Genomic DNA, 16,037 nt, shown 5'->3' on the forward strand with positions numbered 1-16,037 from the left:
TTTACACCAAAATTTCAGCAACTTCTTTTTCTTCTTTAAATGCCACTCTTGGTTTTAAACCAAGTAAATTAAACATGGCATCATCTTCTTCAAAGCTTGGATTAGGCGTGGTTAATAATTTATCGCCGGCAAAAATAGAGTTAGCCCCGGCCATAAAACATAAAGCCTGCTCACTCACACTCATGCTGGTGCGGCCTGCGCTTAAACGCACCATTGCCTTCGGCATAAGAATACGCGCCGTAGCAATCATGCGCACCATATCCCACACATCCACATGCTGGTTATGTTCCAATGGCGTACCGGCAACCGGCACCAATGCATTAATCGGCACACTTTCCGGATGCTCCGGCATAGTAGATAATGTATGCAGCATTTTTATGCGGTCTTCATGTTTTTCACCCAAACCAATTATGCCGCCGCAGCAAACACTCACGCCGGCTTTACGCACATGCTCCAAAGTATCCAAACGATCTTCATAAGTGCGCGTTGTAATAATATGCTCATAATATTCAGAAGAAGTATCAAGGTTATGGTTGTATGCATACAAACCGGCGTCGGCCAGTTTTTGTGCCTGTGTTTCGCTTAACATTCCAAGCGTGCAACACACTTCCATACCCATTTCATTCACCCCTTTCACCATTTCCAAAACACGGTCAAAGTCGCGGTTATCGCGAACTTCGCGCCAGGCTGCGCCCATGCAAAAACGGGTGCTGCCAGCATCTTTTGCTTTTTGCGCATAAGCCAATACTTCATCTTTTTTCATTAATGCATGCACATTTACACCGGTATTATAACGGGCAGCCTGCGGGCAGTAAGCGCAATCTTCTGTGCAGCCGCCTGTTTTAATACTCAGCAAAGTGCACACCTGCACTTCAGCCGTATCATTATATTTTTTGTGAACGTTTGCCGCTCTTAAAATAAGTTCAAGAACGGGTGTATTGTATATTTCGTAAATCTCTTCTATTGACCAATTGTTACGGATATCATCCTGCATATAAACTTTATTTTAAAAGGCAAAAATAGGGAAGTTGGTTTTTATGGTAATGCCGAAGCTTTATCAGCTTTACCACGGAAATCATATTTAGTGCCAATTAACATGCCGCCGGCATTAATTTTTTGTTTGAATGGCGCAAATGAATTAGCAATGTTTGAGGGCCTGTATTTGAAATAAGGTTCTATAAAAAAATCAATTTTTTTGTTTGTATTAAATGAAAGATTTATGCCTGTGTAATAAAAAAGGCTGGGGATGCCAGCCTTTTTTCAAGTGTAATTTTTTACTTCATGCAGGTTCTTTTTCAGAAGGTGATTTAATCGCATTAAAATTCGTTTGCAGCTCTTCGCCCGTCAAATCGAAGTACAGGTTTTGCAATTCATGTAAATGCTTAACCGGCCTCAGGTTTTTCAGGTTATCACAAAACAGGCTAACGCCGTTATCATTCAGTGTGCATTTAAAATGATCACATTCAAAAACAGACGAGTCTGTAATCCAGCTAAATTGCGTGAAGCCTGAATGCAGCAAAATTTGTTTTGTAATGCTGATGGGAATAAGATGGTCTGGTTTAACCCATTTGCCATCTACCTGAACCTGGTTCCTGCTGATTTCGGTAACCCTTCGGGTTCGGTGCAGGTCATCTTCATAAAAAGATTGCACCTTAAAAAAATTACCAATGCGTAAAGATGGTAGTTTCATAAGATTAAGCTTTAACAGTGATTAATAAATTACCTTTTAAAGTTACGTAAAATCTCAGCACATATTATTTGGAAATATTATATGGATTAATTTTTATCCGGCCTAAGAGGTACGAATAGTTGTACTGGCATGCATATTGCTATTTCCCGAAAAAATTTATTCTATGAAAAGTGTTTCGTTATTCCTGCTTGCCGCTGTGCTGTTGTGCTCCTGTTCTAAAAACAATAATGATGATGCCGGCACATCGGGGCAAACTGATTTCAGTGTTTATCTTACAGATGATCCGGGTGAATATGACAAAGTAAACCTTGATGTGCAAAGTGTTGAAGTGCATTACAGCGATGATGCGGGTGATGCATGGCACAATATTAAAATGGTTTCGCCGGGCGTACATGATCTTTTAAAATTCACAAATGGCAGAGATACACTTCTTGCAAGGGAAAAAATTGCTTCAAAGAAAATAACACAAATACGGCTTATTTTAGGTGAGAATAATACTGTTGTAGTAGATGGTGTAACTTATCCATTACAAACCCCTTCAGCCCAGGAATCCGGGTTAAAGCTCAATGTAGATGCTACTTTAACACCCGGCGTTGAATATGCAATATGGACGGATTTTGACGCTTCCAAATCAATTGTTGTTACAGGCAATAATCAATATATTCTTAAACCTGTTATCCGTGTTTATACCAAGGCTGCTTCCGGTTCTGTAAACGGCGTTGTTTTACCTCCTGAAGCTGACCCCTGGGTGTATGTGCTTAGCGGTGCAGATACAATTGCATCCGCCATGCCCGATGCAATCACCGGCGAATTTTTAATACATGGCCTTGCAGCAGGCAGCTATAATGTTGCAATTGACGGTAACAATAATTTTAGTGATACTGTTTATAACAATGTACAGGTATCAATAGGTAATGTAACAGAAACAGGCACCACAATCCTCCATAAATAAATTATTAAATTACAGGCAAACAAAAAGGGCAGCTGAGTTGCCCTTTTTGTTTGCCGTTTTATATTCTGTATCTTCATCCGGACACTACAAACGAATTAAACATTGCACAATGAAGAACATGTTTGCCATATTTGGTTTTTGTTTTTTTTCAATACCAGTTTTTGCCCAGCAGGGATTTACATTTAAAGAACAGCCTGAAAAAAAACAGGTTGATGTTTTGTATAACGGGAAATTACTTACCGCTTATTGTCATTATGATTCCGTAGCCAAGCCCGTGCTTTTTCCTGTAAACACGGTTGATGGCATTACTGTTACCCGCGGCTATCCTGTTACACCGAGGCCGGGCGAAAGAACCGACCATCCGCATCATGTGGGTATATGGATGAATTATGAATCGGTGAACGGCATTGATTTCTGGAATAATTCTACCGCCATACCGGCTGAAAAAAAAGATCAGTATGGAAGCATCATACATGAAAAAATTATATCCAATGAAGCGTATGGCGATAAAGCGTCGCTTACAGCTACAGCGAAATGGGTAAATAATGCCGGTGTTGTTTTCTTAAATGAACAAACAACTTATCATTTTAAAGTTGAGAATGATATTTTTATTATCGACAGGATTACTACATTAACCGCCTTGGATAAAAAAGTTGTTTTTAAAGATGTTAAGGATGGCTTTTTTGCAATACGGGTAGCACGGGAGCTGGAAATGCCTTCTAAAGAACCAGGTGTTTTTGTAGATGCGCATGGCAATGAAACAAAAGTTGATCCTTCAGGCGATAATTCAGTTACGGGCATGTATTATAACAGCTTTGGAGTTAAGGGCGACAGCGTATGGAGCAGCAAGGCGCCCTGGACTATGCTAAAGGGCATTAAAGACGGGAAGCCAATTACGATAGCTATGTTCGATCATCCTGGTAATGTTGGATATCCTACTTACTGGCATGCCCGCGGTTACGGGCTTTTTGCCTTAAACCCTCTGGGACGTAAAGTATTCAGTAACGGAAAAGAAGAGTTGAATTATGTACTTGCACCAGGGCAGTCCGCAAAATTTGCTTACAGGATTATTGTGGCATCGAAAGATTTAAGCAGCAAAACGGTCAATAACATTTCACGTTCATTCGACAAGGAAAAATATTAGCGGCCAATCAGCATAACTCTATGCCGCTTTTTAAAACGAATAGGCTATGAACATCAATATTAAAAAGGCAAATAAAATTCTATACATTTTAACTGGTGCGTTAATCGCAATTATATACGTGCGCAACTTAATTAATCTTATACATTGATATTGCATCCTTTTATATCAGCGCCATAAATTATTCATTCCCCAAGCAGCCAGTTATAGCACTGGCAAATAATTTTCTCCAATGCTTTAATGCTCTCGTCGTCAAAACGATTACTGCGTAATTGTTTAAAAACATCACCCAGGGTAAAAAATTCGGGTACCCTTTTTTCGCTTTCTGTTGCGGGGTTCGAACTATAAACTTCCAGTAAAAAAGGTGTATAATTCACAATTTTATCATCGCTTTCTTTTTTATATTTAAACGGCTTAAGATTAGGTGCGCCTTCTGCTTTTCGTGCCAGCACACCGCCTTCTTTCCTTGCTATTTCAATGGCTGATTCAATAGGTGTTTGCGCACCGCTTTTGTCATAGGGTTGTTTGGGAAACCCAAAACGATTGCCACTGGAAGACCGTACCAGCAAAAATTCGTACAAACCGTTGTCATTTTTCCTGTAACAAATGGCCGCTACACGCTCGGGGGTAATTGTTTTATTTCTTTCTTCAAGAACCAGTTTCCATTTCACTTTAAATTTCAGCATTATTTCATCGCAGGCAGTGCGGAGGTTAGAAATGATATCATCATTTTCTGCCGGGTTCTCGAAAGTTTCTTCAAATATGCCATTAAGATCTGAAGGCAGGTGAAAGCCCTGTATATCGGGCCTTAAAACACTGCACCTGTCAAAGCCCAGCTTGCCAGCAAATAAACCCAATTCAAAAAGCACGTTATCCCTGGCAACAATATGCCTTTCATCATTCATGATAATGTTATCATCGCCTGAGAAAATAAATATGCCAAAATCATAACGTTCAGGAAGATGCAATATCCATTCAACCAATGTTATGGATGTATATTTAGGAACATCTTTCCAAACATAAGCTTTAAAATCATTTTTTATAAGGCGTTGTACTGCGCCGGCAAAAGGCAATGCCTTACTTGAAGACGCAATAAATACTTTGGGTTTTTCTTCCATACTGTTTCAGATTAGCGTTGGAAAAAAAGAAATTATTATCATGTAAAATAAAAATACTTTCTTACTTCGCCATAACATATTCAAGAATAGTTTTTGGTTGCAGCAAGAAGATTGTTAGTATTTGAAGCTGTGAGCTTTAAACATTGAACCTTGAAAGTTATCTTCGATGAATAAAATCAATATGAATATCTGCAGTAATAAATGCAAGCCGTGATTTATCCGGCCATTTCTTACATAAAACATCTGTTTATGAAAAGATCATTATTCCTCATTGCAACAGTATTCGCATTAGCAGCCTGTAATAATATTCCTGATAAAAATATGGTGGATATACAGGGCATCGATTCTTCCCTCAAACCCGGCGATAATTTTTTCATGTATGTAAACCGCAAGTGGTATGATACAGCGCAGATACCACCTTCACAGTCGGGTGTGGGTGCCTACATGTTTATGAATTACCCGCAGCGCTTACGGTTGCAGGGCATATTAGACAGTGTTTCAAAATCCAGCAATGCCGATGGGAGCATTGAACAAAAGCTTGGTGATTTCTATGCTTCGGGCATGGATACAAATACCATTAATAAACGCGGTTACGATCCCGTTAAACCAATACTTGCCCGCATTGACAGTATAACTAATGTTGCTTCTTTAATACAGTTTGTTGCAAACGAAGCAAAGGCTTACAACAATTCTGTTATAGGTTTTTATGTAGGTGCAGATAACAAAAACAGCAGCCTTAATATTGCCCATCTTTATCAAACCGGCATTGGCCTGCCGGATAGAGATTATTATTTTAACACAGATCCTTCAACCCTATCTATTCAGCAGGCTTACAAAACATATCTTTCCAAACTATTTGAACTTACAGGCATCGATACAGCAACAGCAACAAAGAATGCCGGCATTGTTTATAACATCGATAAACAACTGGCGGCTTCACATAAAACCAATATTGAATTACGTGATATAAATGCCAACTATAACAAGATGGCTGTTGCAGCGCTTGCAAAACGGCAGCCTGATATCGGATGGCCAAATGTATTGGATGAGTTGGGTGCAAAAACAGATTCCATTGATGTAGCGCAGCCGGCTTATTACGATAAACTCAATACAGCCTTAAAAACGATTCCCATAAATGATTGGAAAATTTATCTAAAAGCTTATTCTCTGAATAATTATGCAGATATATTGAGCAAACCTTTCACAGATGCAGCATTTGAATTTAATAAAGTATTATCCGGACAGGCTGTGCAAAAAGCACGTGGGGAAATAATAGCCAACGTTATCGACCAGTCGTTGGGAGAAGCACTTGGACAGTTATATGTAAAAAAATATTTCAGTGAAGATGCAAAGAAACGTGCACTTGAACTCGTAAATAATTTGCAGAAAGCGTTTGCAGCCAGAGTAGATAAACTTGACTGGATGAGCGACAGCACTAAAGAAAAAGCAAAAGAAAAATTATTTGCTATCACTAAAAAAATCGGTTATCCCGACAAATGGAGAGATTACAGTAATGTAACAACGGCAAAGAATAAATACTTTGAGAATGTAGTTGCAGCCGCTTCCAATAATTATCAATACCAGCTTGCAAAATTGAACAAAGCTGTTGACAAGTCAGAATGGTTTACAACACCATCTACTGTTACTGCGTATAATAATCCTTCAGCCAACGAAATTGTTTTTCCGGCAGCTATTTTACAACCGCCTTATTTTGATAATAATGCTGATGATGCGCTTAACTATGGCGGCATTGGTATGGTGATTGGCCATGAAATGACGCACACTTTTGATGACCAGGGCGCACAATTTGATAAAGATGGTAATGTAAAAAACTGGTGGACGAAAGAAGATTATGACAAGTTCAAAGCAAAAACACAACAGGTAATTGACTTGTATAACACCTTTACTGTTTTAGACACCGTGCATATTAAAGGTGCAATGACTGTTGGCGAAAATACAGCCGATATAAGCGGCGTTGCCGTTGCTTACGACGCGTTTAAAATGACAAAAGAAGGGCATGATACAACAAAAATCGGCGGCTTTACACCAGACCAGCGGTTCTTTATTTCCGTTGCCAGAATCTGGCGCGTAAAAATGAAAGATGAATTTATGCGCTTATGGGCCAACAATAATCCGCATTCACTTCCCATGTGGCGCGTAAACGGCCCGCTCATGAATAACCCGCATTTTTATGATGCCTTTAATGTGCAGCCCGGCGACAAAATGTACCTTCCTGAAAAAGACAGGATTTATATCTGGTAAACATTTCGTCTATAATTCAATAATACCTTTTATAATAAAAATCACCGGTAAATTGCCGGTGATTTTTATTATGAACTTTCGGGCGATAAAGCACTAATATTTGATCACAGTCCTGTAACCAGGTGTTTGAGATAATCGCTTGTAATATCGTTTCCTGTAATTTCTTCAATGCCTTCAAAGCGTAACAATTTCAGGGCAATATCCTTCATTGCTTTTAAAGCATATTTCAAATAACCCGGCCCCAGGCTTACTCTTGCCACGCCCATTTGTTCCAATGTTTGCAAATTGGGAATACCGGCTATCATTAAAATATTTACGGGCATTTTCAGTTCGTCAACAACCGCTTTAATATGCGCCTGCTCATGGATAAGAATGGGATAAAAACAATCTGCGCCTGCATCTTTATATGCCTTACCTCTCCTTATGGTTTCATCAACGAGTTGCTGTGCCGAATGAAAGTTCTTCGCATGTATAAAGGTGTCTGTTCTTGCATTTATAAATAAAGGCACATCCATATCAAGCGCTATTTCTTTTATAAGCTTTATTCTCCTGCATTGAACCTCTTCCGCTAATAAAGCATGTGATTCCTTATCGGTATCTTCTATATTAATACCGGCAATTCCTGTTTTAATAAGTTGCCTGATGTTATGTTCAAGCTGTTTTTCATCTTCAGCGTAACCACTTTCAATATCGGCTGTTACGGGAACATGCACGCTGTTTGCAACGGCTGTAAGAATGCGCAGCACTTCCGCAAAAGGAATTTGTTCGCCATCATTATATCCGTTGGAATAAGCTACAGCTGCACTGGCGGTAGCGATAGCTTTATAGCCTGTGTCTTCCAAAAGCCTGGCGCCAAGTACATCCCACACGTTTGGCAGCAACAATAATTTGCTTGAGTGGTGCAGGTGATGCAAATTTTTTGCTTTTTCTGCCTGTGTTATTGCAGTGTTGAGCATAATGTTTTATTTAGTTTAATGCAGCGCTGATTTTTCTTACAACCGGATGAAGCTGTGAAGCAACACCAATCCTGTTCCAGGCATTGATGGTAATAACAGCCATAATAATTTCCACCGTTAATTGTTCACCAAATACATCAATTGCCTTTGTATACGTTTCCTCACTTAAGCCGGCCTGGTGAATCAGCGTTACTTCTTCTGTTATTTTGAACAGTAGCTTTTCTTCTTCTGTAAATATATTTCCTGCTTCACGCCAGGCGCTTACCAACAACACTTTCTGCAATGGCACATTTATTTTTAATGCGTCGTGCGAATGAGCGTCTGTGCAATAAGAACAACCATTTATTTGTGACGCCCGAATCTTTATCAATTCCCTGTATTCTTTATTAATGGATGAATTATCTGTAAGCGCATCCAGCGATTCCATTGCATTGTAAGCAGCAGGCAGCACCTTGCCAAAATTAATTCTTTGTTTCATGGTTAAATTTTAATTGTTAGGATTAATCAGATAAAATATTGATCGTGGCTGTTGAAGAAAGCTTCGCGTTCCTTTGCATTTAACTGCAATTCGCCACTGGCAAGCTTTCCGAGGCCTTTAAAAAAGGCTTCCCTGTTGGCTGCGCCCGTAAAAATAAACTGGAGCCTGCTGCCCGGTTCCAGGGGCCTGAACCCATGTGGCGACATGGGCGGAATGATGGCTGTATCTCCGCGATAAAAAACTGTTGCTGCACCATTAAGCATAAAGGAAAATGTTCCTTCAAGCACCGTAAATATTTCTGTCATTCTTTTATGATAATGCGTATTATAATCCAATGCTGTATTTGGATAATAGCCTTCATAAAAACCGAGGTTTTGTTGGGCAGGATAAGATGATAAGTGGAATACATATTCACTGCGCGGCATTTTTACACCGTCTTTATCTGCAGCCCGGATAATTGTTGCTTTTTGAAATTCCATGTTCATTGTTTTATTCAATGCAAAGCTCTCGCACAAAGCATTTGCAGGGAATAGAGAATTCCGGGAAAAGCATGTAATTTTTTAAATTGAGAATTGTTGCTGATATAGTTTGGGAGAAATATTGGTGTATTTTTTAAAGAAGTTGGAAAAGTAAAAGGGGTCATTAAAACCCAATTCGTACGCTACTTCTTTTACGGTGAGGTCTTGATAGGTAAGTAACCGTTTAGCCTCTGAGGCAATTAAACCATATATCACATTCTGAGCCGTTTTGCCGGTATGCAATTTTGATTGCTCGTTCAGCCTGGCTTCTGTGGTTCCCAACATCCGGGCAAATTCAGTTAGGGAATAGTTATGTTTAAAATTACTGCGTACGAGTTCGAGAAATTTAAGAAACAGCGCATCGGGTTTCCATATCTCATCACCGCGTTCAATTTTGACGCGGTTTATTTCTACTAAAATTAATTCAATACGGGAATGAACAGTAATAAGGTATTGGAAAGGCTGCGCCTCCAGTTCCTGCTGTATCTGTAAAAGGTTTGACTGAATAGCAACGGGGTTTGGTATGGCAATAACTTCATTCATATCAAAATGACAGAACAAACCATTCTGAAAAATAAGTTCTATGTCATTATCAGTTTTGCCAAAAAAATCAAGCGTAAATTCAAGAATAAAGCCATCCGCATCCTGCCATTCTTTTATGTAATGAATTTGCCCCGACGTAATGGTGAGCACATCATACTGCTTTAAGTGCAATTCTTTTTCATCCACTATAATGGTAAGCCCGCCTTTACTGCACCATATAAGCACATATTTTCTAACGCGGCGCGGATGGGCAATTTCACTATGGTTACTGAATATTTTAAGCTCGATCATACAGCAAATCTCGGGAATATTTTGAGGCGGCACAAGGTGTGGTAAAGAAGATACATGATTCAAACAGGCAGCAAAAACGTATTATTGAAAGTATAGGTTTATAATTTCTACGGAAGGATTTTATCAACGTTCCAAAGTGCTCTGCCTTTGCTGGATAAAGATTTCAATTCAAACACACTTAATTCCATCTGTAATATTCATCGAATATATCCCAACATTCGTCGAAATACTTTCGGCATTGCAAAACAGCAAAATAGTTTTATAATATCAATATACAATAGCTAACGCTTTAACGGTTAAACACATTTCTTATTTACAGTTAAAAGAATATTATGAACTATTTGCACGCTATCATTAATAAAAAAACATTTGCTGTAACATGCTTTGCATTGATTACTCTGCAGCTTTTTGCGCAAAACACAAAAGCTAAGCATGCAGGGCAACAAAATAAACTCATACAAATACCTATGCAGCCGGCATACTGGGATTATGATACATCAGTAACTGAATTTGTAAATTATAAAAACACACAGGCAATAAGAGGAAAGGATGGCAAAGGCTACCAGGTATTTTTAAAAAATTATATGTTCACTAATGGTACTATAGAATTTGATGTGGAGTTGAGTGGTATGGGATTCCCGGGTATAAATTTCAGAATGTCGGGAGATAAAAAAAATGCGGATAATTTCTATATCCGTTCTTTTGGTCCGGTGAGCCCGGCTACAAGAACAACACTGCAATATGCTGCAGTAACAGATGGCATGAGCCTTTGGGACCTCTCTGATGAATACCAGGCAGGTGCTGTTATTTACCAGGATAAATGGAATCATATAAAACTCGTTATTTCAGGCAGGCAAATGAAAGCTTATGTAAACGACATGAACATACCGGCGCTGGTGATACCTGAACTGGAAAGCATGCGTGATTCAGGCAGCATATCCCTTTCAGGAAATGTTATTTATGCAAATCTTGTAATAAAGCCTGATGCTACAGAAGGATTAAGTAGCAAGCCAGGTTATATTTCTGCTTATAATGATTCACGTTATTTAAGAAAATGGTGGGTGGGTCCCGCAATAGACTTTCCTTTTGGCAAAGACCTGGTAATACAGTTGCCGAGCATGTATGGCACATTAAACAGATCATCGCTGCCAGACAGTACGCTTCAATGGACGGCTATAAAAGCAGAAAGCCGCGGCATTATAAATCTCAGCAGAATATATGGTCATGAAAAAAATGATGCACGCAGGGCGGCATGGCTGAAAACCACAGTTGAATCAGATAAAGACCAGGATAAAATTTTTCGGCTTGGCTTTAGCGATGAAGTTTGGGTGTTTGTCAATGGCCAGGTTTTATATGTTGATAAAAACTATTTCGGAACACCGCAACAGAAAAATGCCGGAAGATGCACGATAGAAAATGCAGCTATTAAATTACCATTGAGGAAAGGAAAAAATGAAATACTTATAGGTCTTGCGAATTATTTTTATGGATGGGGCATTATCGCACGGCTGGATGATACAGATGGCATTCAAATGGAAAAATGATTTGCATTATTTAATTCAAACAATCAGCAGGATCAGTTATTGTTTGAAGTACAGGCCGCGGTGTACATTTTTTCTTCCATAAATTTCCGCAAGTTTTTGCCGTTCTCCTTGGAGAGGGTTTTGCGGTAAGGTACATTTGCGCCATGAACAAAAAAGTAAGGGTGCGGTTTGCGCCTTCACCCACAGGCGGCCTGCATATCGGTGGCATGCGCACCGTATTATTCAATTATCTTTTTGCAAAACATCATAACGGTGATTTTATTTTACGCATTGAAGACACCGACCAGAACCGTTTTGTGCCCGGCGCCGAAGAATATATTTTTGAATGTTTGAAATGGTGCGGGCTTGAGCCTGATGAAAGCGTTTTGCATGGCGGCGGATATGCTCCTTATCGCCAGAGTGAAAGAAAAGAATTGTATAAACAATATGCGGAGCAACTGGTGAAAGAAGGTAAAGCTTATTATGCATTTGATACGCCTGTGGAACTGGAAGAAAAAAGGAAAACTGTACCCAATTTTCAATATAACCAGGCAAGCCGCAGCGACATGAAAAACTCATTAACGCTCGACGAAAGTGTAGTACAAAAATTACTGGCTGAAAATTTTCCGCATGTTATCCGCATAAAAATGCCGCATGATGAAACAATAGGTTTTGTGGATATGATCCGCGGCGCAGTAAACTTTAATACATCACAGGTGGATGATAAGGTTTTATTGAAAGCCGACGGCATGCCCACTTATCACCTTGCAGTAGTGGTGGATGATTATTTAATGAAAATAACGCATGCCTTTCGCGGCGAAGAATGGCTGCCCTCTGCTCCCGTTCATATCTTGTTGTGGCAATATTTATTTGGTTTGGAGAATATGCCTGAATGGGCGCATTTGCCATTGATATTAAAGCCCGATGGCAAAGGCAAATTAAGTAAACGCGATGGCGATCGTTTAGGATTCCCGGTATTTGCTATGAACTGGACCGATCCTAAAACCGGTGAACTTACAGCAGGTTTTCGTGAGCGTGGTTTTTTGCCTGAAGCATTCATCAACTTTCTTGCATTATTGGGTTGGAACGATGGAACTGAAAAAGAGATTTTTACACTGGATGAACTAATTGAAAATTTTTCAATAGAACGGGTGCATAAAGCCGGCGCCAAGTTCGATTATGAAAAAGCAAAATGGTTCAACCATGAATGGATAAAGAAGTTGACAGTTGACCAATTACTGTTGACGGTGAAAGAAACCTTATCACAGGCAGGCATTGAAGTGAACGATGATGAAAAATTAAAAACCGTTATTGAACTGGTTAAAGACCGTTGTACGTTATTGCCCGATTTTGTGCAGCAGTCATCTTTCTTTTTTCAATCGCCAAAAGAAATTGATATTAATGCCATCAAACCAAAATGGAATGAGCATAAACAGCAATTTTTTGCAGAATTAATTCGTGTTTATGAAATGCCGGCATTGTGGAAACATGATGAACTTGAAAATTCATTTAAGGAACTTGCAGCCGCCAGCCAGATAAAACCAGGCGATGTATTACTTCCATTGCGTATAATGTTAGTGGGCGGCAAATTTGGCCCGCATGTATTCAACATTGCAGAAGCATTGGGAAAAGAAGAAACCATCAATCGTATAAAGCATACATTATCGTTATTAGAGCAGTGAGCCTAATGGATAGATTGATGTTCTGAGTACTATCAATTGTTATCTGTCAGCCATCAACCAACTACACATTCATAATCTTCTTCCTGTATTGCAGCGGGCTTAACTGCATTTTTGATTTAAATGTTTTATAAGCAGGGTTATAATGATAAGGTACGGCAAATCCCTTTTTATCAACCAAGTTTTAATTTTTCATTGAAACCGCGCTATATACATTTATCCGCGAACTGTTCAGAACAGCTTGTGTGAGGAAAATTACCATGCGCAGTTCATTTATCTTTAATTTTAATTACAAACCTTAGAAATAATCATCATGGATAAATTTGATAAAAAATAAAGATATGCTTACGACCACATCATTGCCCGATATAAATAACGAGGTAAAAATTTCTGAAGAAACCATAAAAGAATTTCGTAAAAAAGGGCATACGCTTACAAGAAATTTATTAAACAAAGAAGAAGCTGAAGTTTATCATGCCGTAATAAGGAATGCCGCAGAAAAATACAATACGGAAAAGCGTAAAATGGAAGACCGCGATACGTATGGCAAAGCTTTTTTGCAGATTATGAATTTATGGCGTAATGATGATGCAGTTAAAAAATTCGTTTTATCAAAACGCTTTGCAAAAGTGGCTGCTGATTTATTAGGTGTGAAAAATGTGCGCATTTATCACGACCAGGCTTTATACAAAGAGCCCGGCGGGGGCCCTACGCCCTGGCACCAGGATCAGTATTACTGGCCGGTGGATACAACCAACACCATTACTATGTGGATGCCATTGGTTGACATAACAGTTGATATGGGCATGCTTACGTTTGCTTCCGGCTCACATGTAAACGGCAGCGTGTTTAATTATGAAATATCAGATGAATCAGAAGAAGAGTTTAATAAATACGTGAAGGATAATAAGTTTGAAATATCCCGTGCCACAACCATGAATGCCGGCGATGCAACCTGGCATTATGGCTTTACCATTCATAATGCGCCCGGCAACAATTCTAATATCATGCGTGAGGTAATGACTGTCATTTATCTCGCTGATGATGCAAAAATTGCAAAGCCAAAAAATAAATGGCAGGAAAATGATTTGAAAACATGGCTGGCCGGCAAACCTGTTGGTTCCCTGGCTGATTCTGAATTGAACCCTTTGGTATTATAACAGCATATATATATCGTAATAAAAATTGTTTGCTGCATTTGCAATGTGGCTGGCTGTGACAAATCTGCAATTTCTAAGTGGTATTTTTTATTCAGCGGTATTCCTGCTCAAAAAATATTAACGATTTTTGAGCAAGACTATATTCGGCATGAAAAAAACCAATACGCTTTTATACACGCTTGCACTGCTTAGAATTATCATCCCTTATTTATTGCAACATCCGGTTTACGAACCGCACCGCGATGAATTTTTATACCTGGCAGAAGGCCATCACCTTGCTTTTGGCTTTATGGAAGTGCCGCCTATGCTTTCCATTTTTGCATGGCTTACGAATTTTTTTGGCGGCGGCATGTTTTGGGTAAAGCTATGGCCGTCTTTATTTGGCGCTGCAACATTTATAATTGCCGGTAAAATTATTCAATCACTCGGCGGCAAATCGTTTGCATTAATTCTCTTATTCTTTTCTTTTTTATTTGGCGCTTATTTAAGAATGTTTTTTTTGTTTCAGCCAAATGCGCCGGAAATATTTTTCTGGACGCTGATAGCTTTTAGTTTTATCCGCTTTGTTCAAACTAAAAAAAATAAATGGTTGTATTTATTTGGCGTGAGTGTTAGCCTGGGCATGCTGAGTAAATATTCCGTTGCATTTTATACCGCAAGTATTCTGCTTGCATTGCTGTTCACAAAACATCGTACTGTTTTCTTTAATAAACATTTTTGGTATGCTTCGCTGATTGGCTTTCTTATTTTTCTGCCCAATATTATTTGGCAATGGCAGAATCATTTTCCTGTTGTTATACACATGAAAGAACTGCAGCAAACGCAACTGAAATACATAAACCCGGCAGGTTTTTTAACCGACCAATTGTTGCTTATGCTTCCTTGCTTTTTTGTTTGGCTCACAGGATTTTTTAATGCATTATCCTCAAAACAATATCGCTTTATTGGGCTTGCCTATTTGCTTGTAATTATTTTATTGTTGATGGAGCATGGTAAAAGTTATTATGCTGCCGGTGTTTATCCACCATTATTTGCTTTGGGCGCAACTGCGCTTGAAAAATTTACCATAGCAAAAAGAAAATACTTACGTTATGTATTTGTATTTTTTGCAGTGGGTTTTGGTCTATTTGTAGTGCCAATTTTATTGCCGGTTTTGCCGCCGCAACCGCTTGCAGATTTATATGTAAAGATGAACATTGCAAAAACCGGCACTTTAAAATGGGAAGATTTAAAAGATCATCCTCTTCCGCAGGACTTTGCAGATATGCTGGGCTGGGAAGAAATGGCGCAGAAAGTTGCCAAAGCCTATCATGCACTTGATGACAGGGACAGAAAAAACACAATTATATTTTGCAATAATTATGGCATGGCAGGCGCCATAAATTATTATGCACGTAAATACAATTTACCTGAAGCCTACAGTGACAATGCAAGCTTTTTATATTGGTTGCCCACAGGTTTGCAGATAAAAAATTTTATATTGGTTTCAGACGACCCGGATGAAAAACAACATGATTTTGCGAAAGGATTTACATCTGTTACAAAAACGGATAGCATCACAAATAAATTTGCCAGGGAGAAAGGAGATTACATTTATGTTTTTATAGGTGCTGATGATAATTTCAGGAAATTCTTCAAGCAAAAAATAGAAAAAGATAAAGCGGAGTTCAAATATTAAACGCGGTCAGACGCATACAGCGTCAGACCATTAGCAACCACATTTATT

Annotated in this window: 14 protein-coding genes; 7 read left to right on the forward strand and 7 right to left on the reverse strand. The window is 38.9% G+C overall.

Features of this window, described 5'->3' with window-relative positions:
- Position 1: 1 nt before the first annotated feature.
- Together bioB and ACTHN6_RS18930 are read right to left on the reverse strand one after the other, a co-directional pair.
- On the reverse strand, positions 2–994 hold the full coding sequence (bioB, locus tag ACTHN6_RS18925; RefSeq protein WP_440437343.1) for a biotin synthase BioB: 993 nt from the start codon (positions 992–994) through the stop codon (positions 2–4).
- Between the two features lie 285 nt (positions 995–1,279).
- The gene (locus tag ACTHN6_RS18930) at positions 1,280–1,690 is read right to left on the reverse strand and encodes a hypothetical protein (RefSeq protein WP_440437344.1); all 411 of its coding nucleotides are present in this window, start codon (positions 1,688–1,690) and stop codon (positions 1,280–1,282) included.
- A 163-nt stretch (positions 1,691–1,853) separates the two neighbouring features.
- On the opposite strand from ACTHN6_RS18930, the gene ACTHN6_RS18935 reads away from it, so the two are divergent.
- Together ACTHN6_RS18935 and ACTHN6_RS18940 are read left to right on the forward strand one after the other, a co-directional pair.
- A complete protein-coding gene (locus ACTHN6_RS18935) occupies positions 1,854–2,642 on the forward strand; it encodes a DUF4382 domain-containing protein (RefSeq protein ID WP_440437345.1) in 789 nt (262 codons plus the stop codon).
- 109 nt (positions 2,643–2,751) lie between these two features.
- A complete protein-coding gene (locus ACTHN6_RS18940) occupies positions 2,752–3,786 on the forward strand; it encodes a PmoA family protein (protein WP_440437346.1) in 1,035 nt (344 codons plus the stop codon).
- 182 nt (positions 3,787–3,968) lie between these two features.
- On the opposite strand, the gene ACTHN6_RS18945 is transcribed toward ACTHN6_RS18940, so the two are convergent.
- Positions 3,969–4,901, reverse strand: coding sequence for a TIR domain-containing protein (locus tag ACTHN6_RS18945; RefSeq protein WP_440437347.1), 933 nt, complete (start codon positions 4,899–4,901; stop codon positions 3,969–3,971).
- Between the two features lie 249 nt (positions 4,902–5,150).
- Between ACTHN6_RS18945 and ACTHN6_RS18950 the strand changes: the two genes are divergently transcribed.
- Positions 5,151–7,163 carry a M13 family metallopeptidase gene (locus ACTHN6_RS18950; RefSeq protein ID WP_440437348.1) on the forward strand — a complete coding sequence of 671 codons (2,013 nt, stop codon included), beginning with the start codon at positions 5,151–5,153 and terminating at the stop codon, positions 7,161–7,163.
- Between the two features lie 104 nt (positions 7,164–7,267).
- Here ACTHN6_RS18950 and ACTHN6_RS18955 read toward each other — a convergent pair whose 3' ends face one another.
- From ACTHN6_RS18955 to ACTHN6_RS18970, 4 genes are all read right to left on the reverse strand, one after another.
- Complete coding sequence (locus ACTHN6_RS18955; RefSeq protein ID WP_440437349.1) at positions 7,268–8,119, reverse strand: isocitrate lyase/PEP mutase family protein; 852 nt, start codon at positions 8,117–8,119, stop codon at positions 7,268–7,270.
- A 10-nt stretch (positions 8,120–8,129) separates the two neighbouring features.
- A complete protein-coding gene (locus ACTHN6_RS18960) occupies positions 8,130–8,597 on the reverse strand; it encodes a carboxymuconolactone decarboxylase family protein (RefSeq protein ID WP_440437350.1) in 468 nt (155 codons plus the stop codon).
- 26 nt (positions 8,598–8,623) lie between these two features.
- Positions 8,624–9,076 (reverse strand): cupin domain-containing protein, encoded by a 453-nt coding sequence (locus ACTHN6_RS18965; protein WP_440437351.1) that lies wholly within the window; start codon positions 9,074–9,076, stop codon positions 8,624–8,626.
- Between the two features lie 81 nt (positions 9,077–9,157).
- A complete protein-coding gene (locus ACTHN6_RS18970) occupies positions 9,158–9,949 on the reverse strand; it encodes a helix-turn-helix domain-containing protein (RefSeq protein ID WP_440437352.1) in 792 nt (263 codons plus the stop codon).
- Positions 9,950–10,281: 332 nt separating this feature from the next.
- Between ACTHN6_RS18970 and ACTHN6_RS18975 the strand changes: the two genes are divergently transcribed.
- From ACTHN6_RS18975 to ACTHN6_RS18990, 4 genes are all read left to right on the forward strand, one after another.
- Complete coding sequence (locus ACTHN6_RS18975) at positions 10,282–11,493, forward strand: hypothetical protein (protein ID WP_440437353.1); 1,212 nt, start codon at positions 10,282–10,284, stop codon at positions 11,491–11,493.
- Between the two features lie 143 nt (positions 11,494–11,636).
- On the forward strand, positions 11,637–13,154 hold the full coding sequence (gltX, locus tag ACTHN6_RS18980; RefSeq protein WP_440437354.1) for a glutamate--tRNA ligase: 1,518 nt from the start codon (positions 11,637–11,639) through the stop codon (positions 13,152–13,154).
- Between the two features lie 338 nt (positions 13,155–13,492).
- Entirely contained in the window at positions 13,493–14,311 is an 819-nt protein-coding gene (locus tag ACTHN6_RS18985) for a phytanoyl-CoA dioxygenase family protein (RefSeq protein ID WP_440437355.1), read from the forward strand.
- A gap of 127 nt (positions 14,312–14,438) precedes the next feature.
- Positions 14,439–15,989 (forward strand): glycosyltransferase family 39 protein, encoded by a 1,551-nt coding sequence (locus tag ACTHN6_RS18990; RefSeq protein WP_440437356.1) that lies wholly within the window; start codon positions 14,439–14,441, stop codon positions 15,987–15,989.
- Positions 15,990–16,037 lie beyond the last annotated feature (48 nt).

Origin of the sequence: Parafilimonas sp., assembly GCF_051953455.1 — a bacterium.
In the GTDB taxonomy this organism is placed as follows: Bacteria; Bacteroidota; Bacteroidia; order Chitinophagales; family Chitinophagaceae; genus Parafilimonas.

Bases quoted from the DNA above. Each gene is read 5' to 3' on its own strand.
- bioB (WP_440437343.1), bottom strand. From the start codon at position 994: ATGCAGGATGATATCCGTAACAATTGGTCAATAGAAGAGATTTACGAA.
- ACTHN6_RS18930 (WP_440437344.1), bottom strand. From the start codon at position 1,690: ATGAAACTACCATCTTTACGCATTGGTAATTTTTTTAAGGTGCAATCT.
- ACTHN6_RS18935 (WP_440437345.1), top strand. From the start codon at position 1,854: ATGAAAAGTGTTTCGTTATTCCTGCTTGCCGCTGTGCTGTTGTGCTCC.
- ACTHN6_RS18940 (WP_440437346.1), top strand. From the start codon at position 2,752: ATGAAGAACATGTTTGCCATATTTGGTTTTTGTTTTTTTTCAATACCA.
- ACTHN6_RS18945 (WP_440437347.1), bottom strand. From the start codon at position 4,901: ATGGAAGAAAAACCCAAAGTATTTATTGCGTCTTCAAGTAAGGCATTG.
- ACTHN6_RS18950 (WP_440437348.1), top strand. From the start codon at position 5,151: ATGAAAAGATCATTATTCCTCATTGCAACAGTATTCGCATTAGCAGCC.
- ACTHN6_RS18955 (WP_440437349.1), bottom strand. From the start codon at position 8,119: ATGCTCAACACTGCAATAACACAGGCAGAAAAAGCAAAAAATTTGCAT.
- ACTHN6_RS18960 (WP_440437350.1), bottom strand. From the start codon at position 8,597: ATGAAACAAAGAATTAATTTTGGCAAGGTGCTGCCTGCTGCTTACAAT.
- ACTHN6_RS18965 (WP_440437351.1), bottom strand. From the start codon at position 9,076: ATGGAATTTCAAAAAGCAACAATTATCCGGGCTGCAGATAAAGACGGT.
- ACTHN6_RS18970 (WP_440437352.1), bottom strand. From the start codon at position 9,949: ATGATCGAGCTTAAAATATTCAGTAACCATAGTGAAATTGCCCATCCG.
- ACTHN6_RS18975 (WP_440437353.1), top strand. From the start codon at position 10,282: ATGAACTATTTGCACGCTATCATTAATAAAAAAACATTTGCTGTAACA.
- gltX (WP_440437354.1), top strand. From the start codon at position 11,637: ATGAACAAAAAAGTAAGGGTGCGGTTTGCGCCTTCACCCACAGGCGGC.
- ACTHN6_RS18985 (WP_440437355.1), top strand. From the start codon at position 13,493: ATGCTTACGACCACATCATTGCCCGATATAAATAACGAGGTAAAAATT.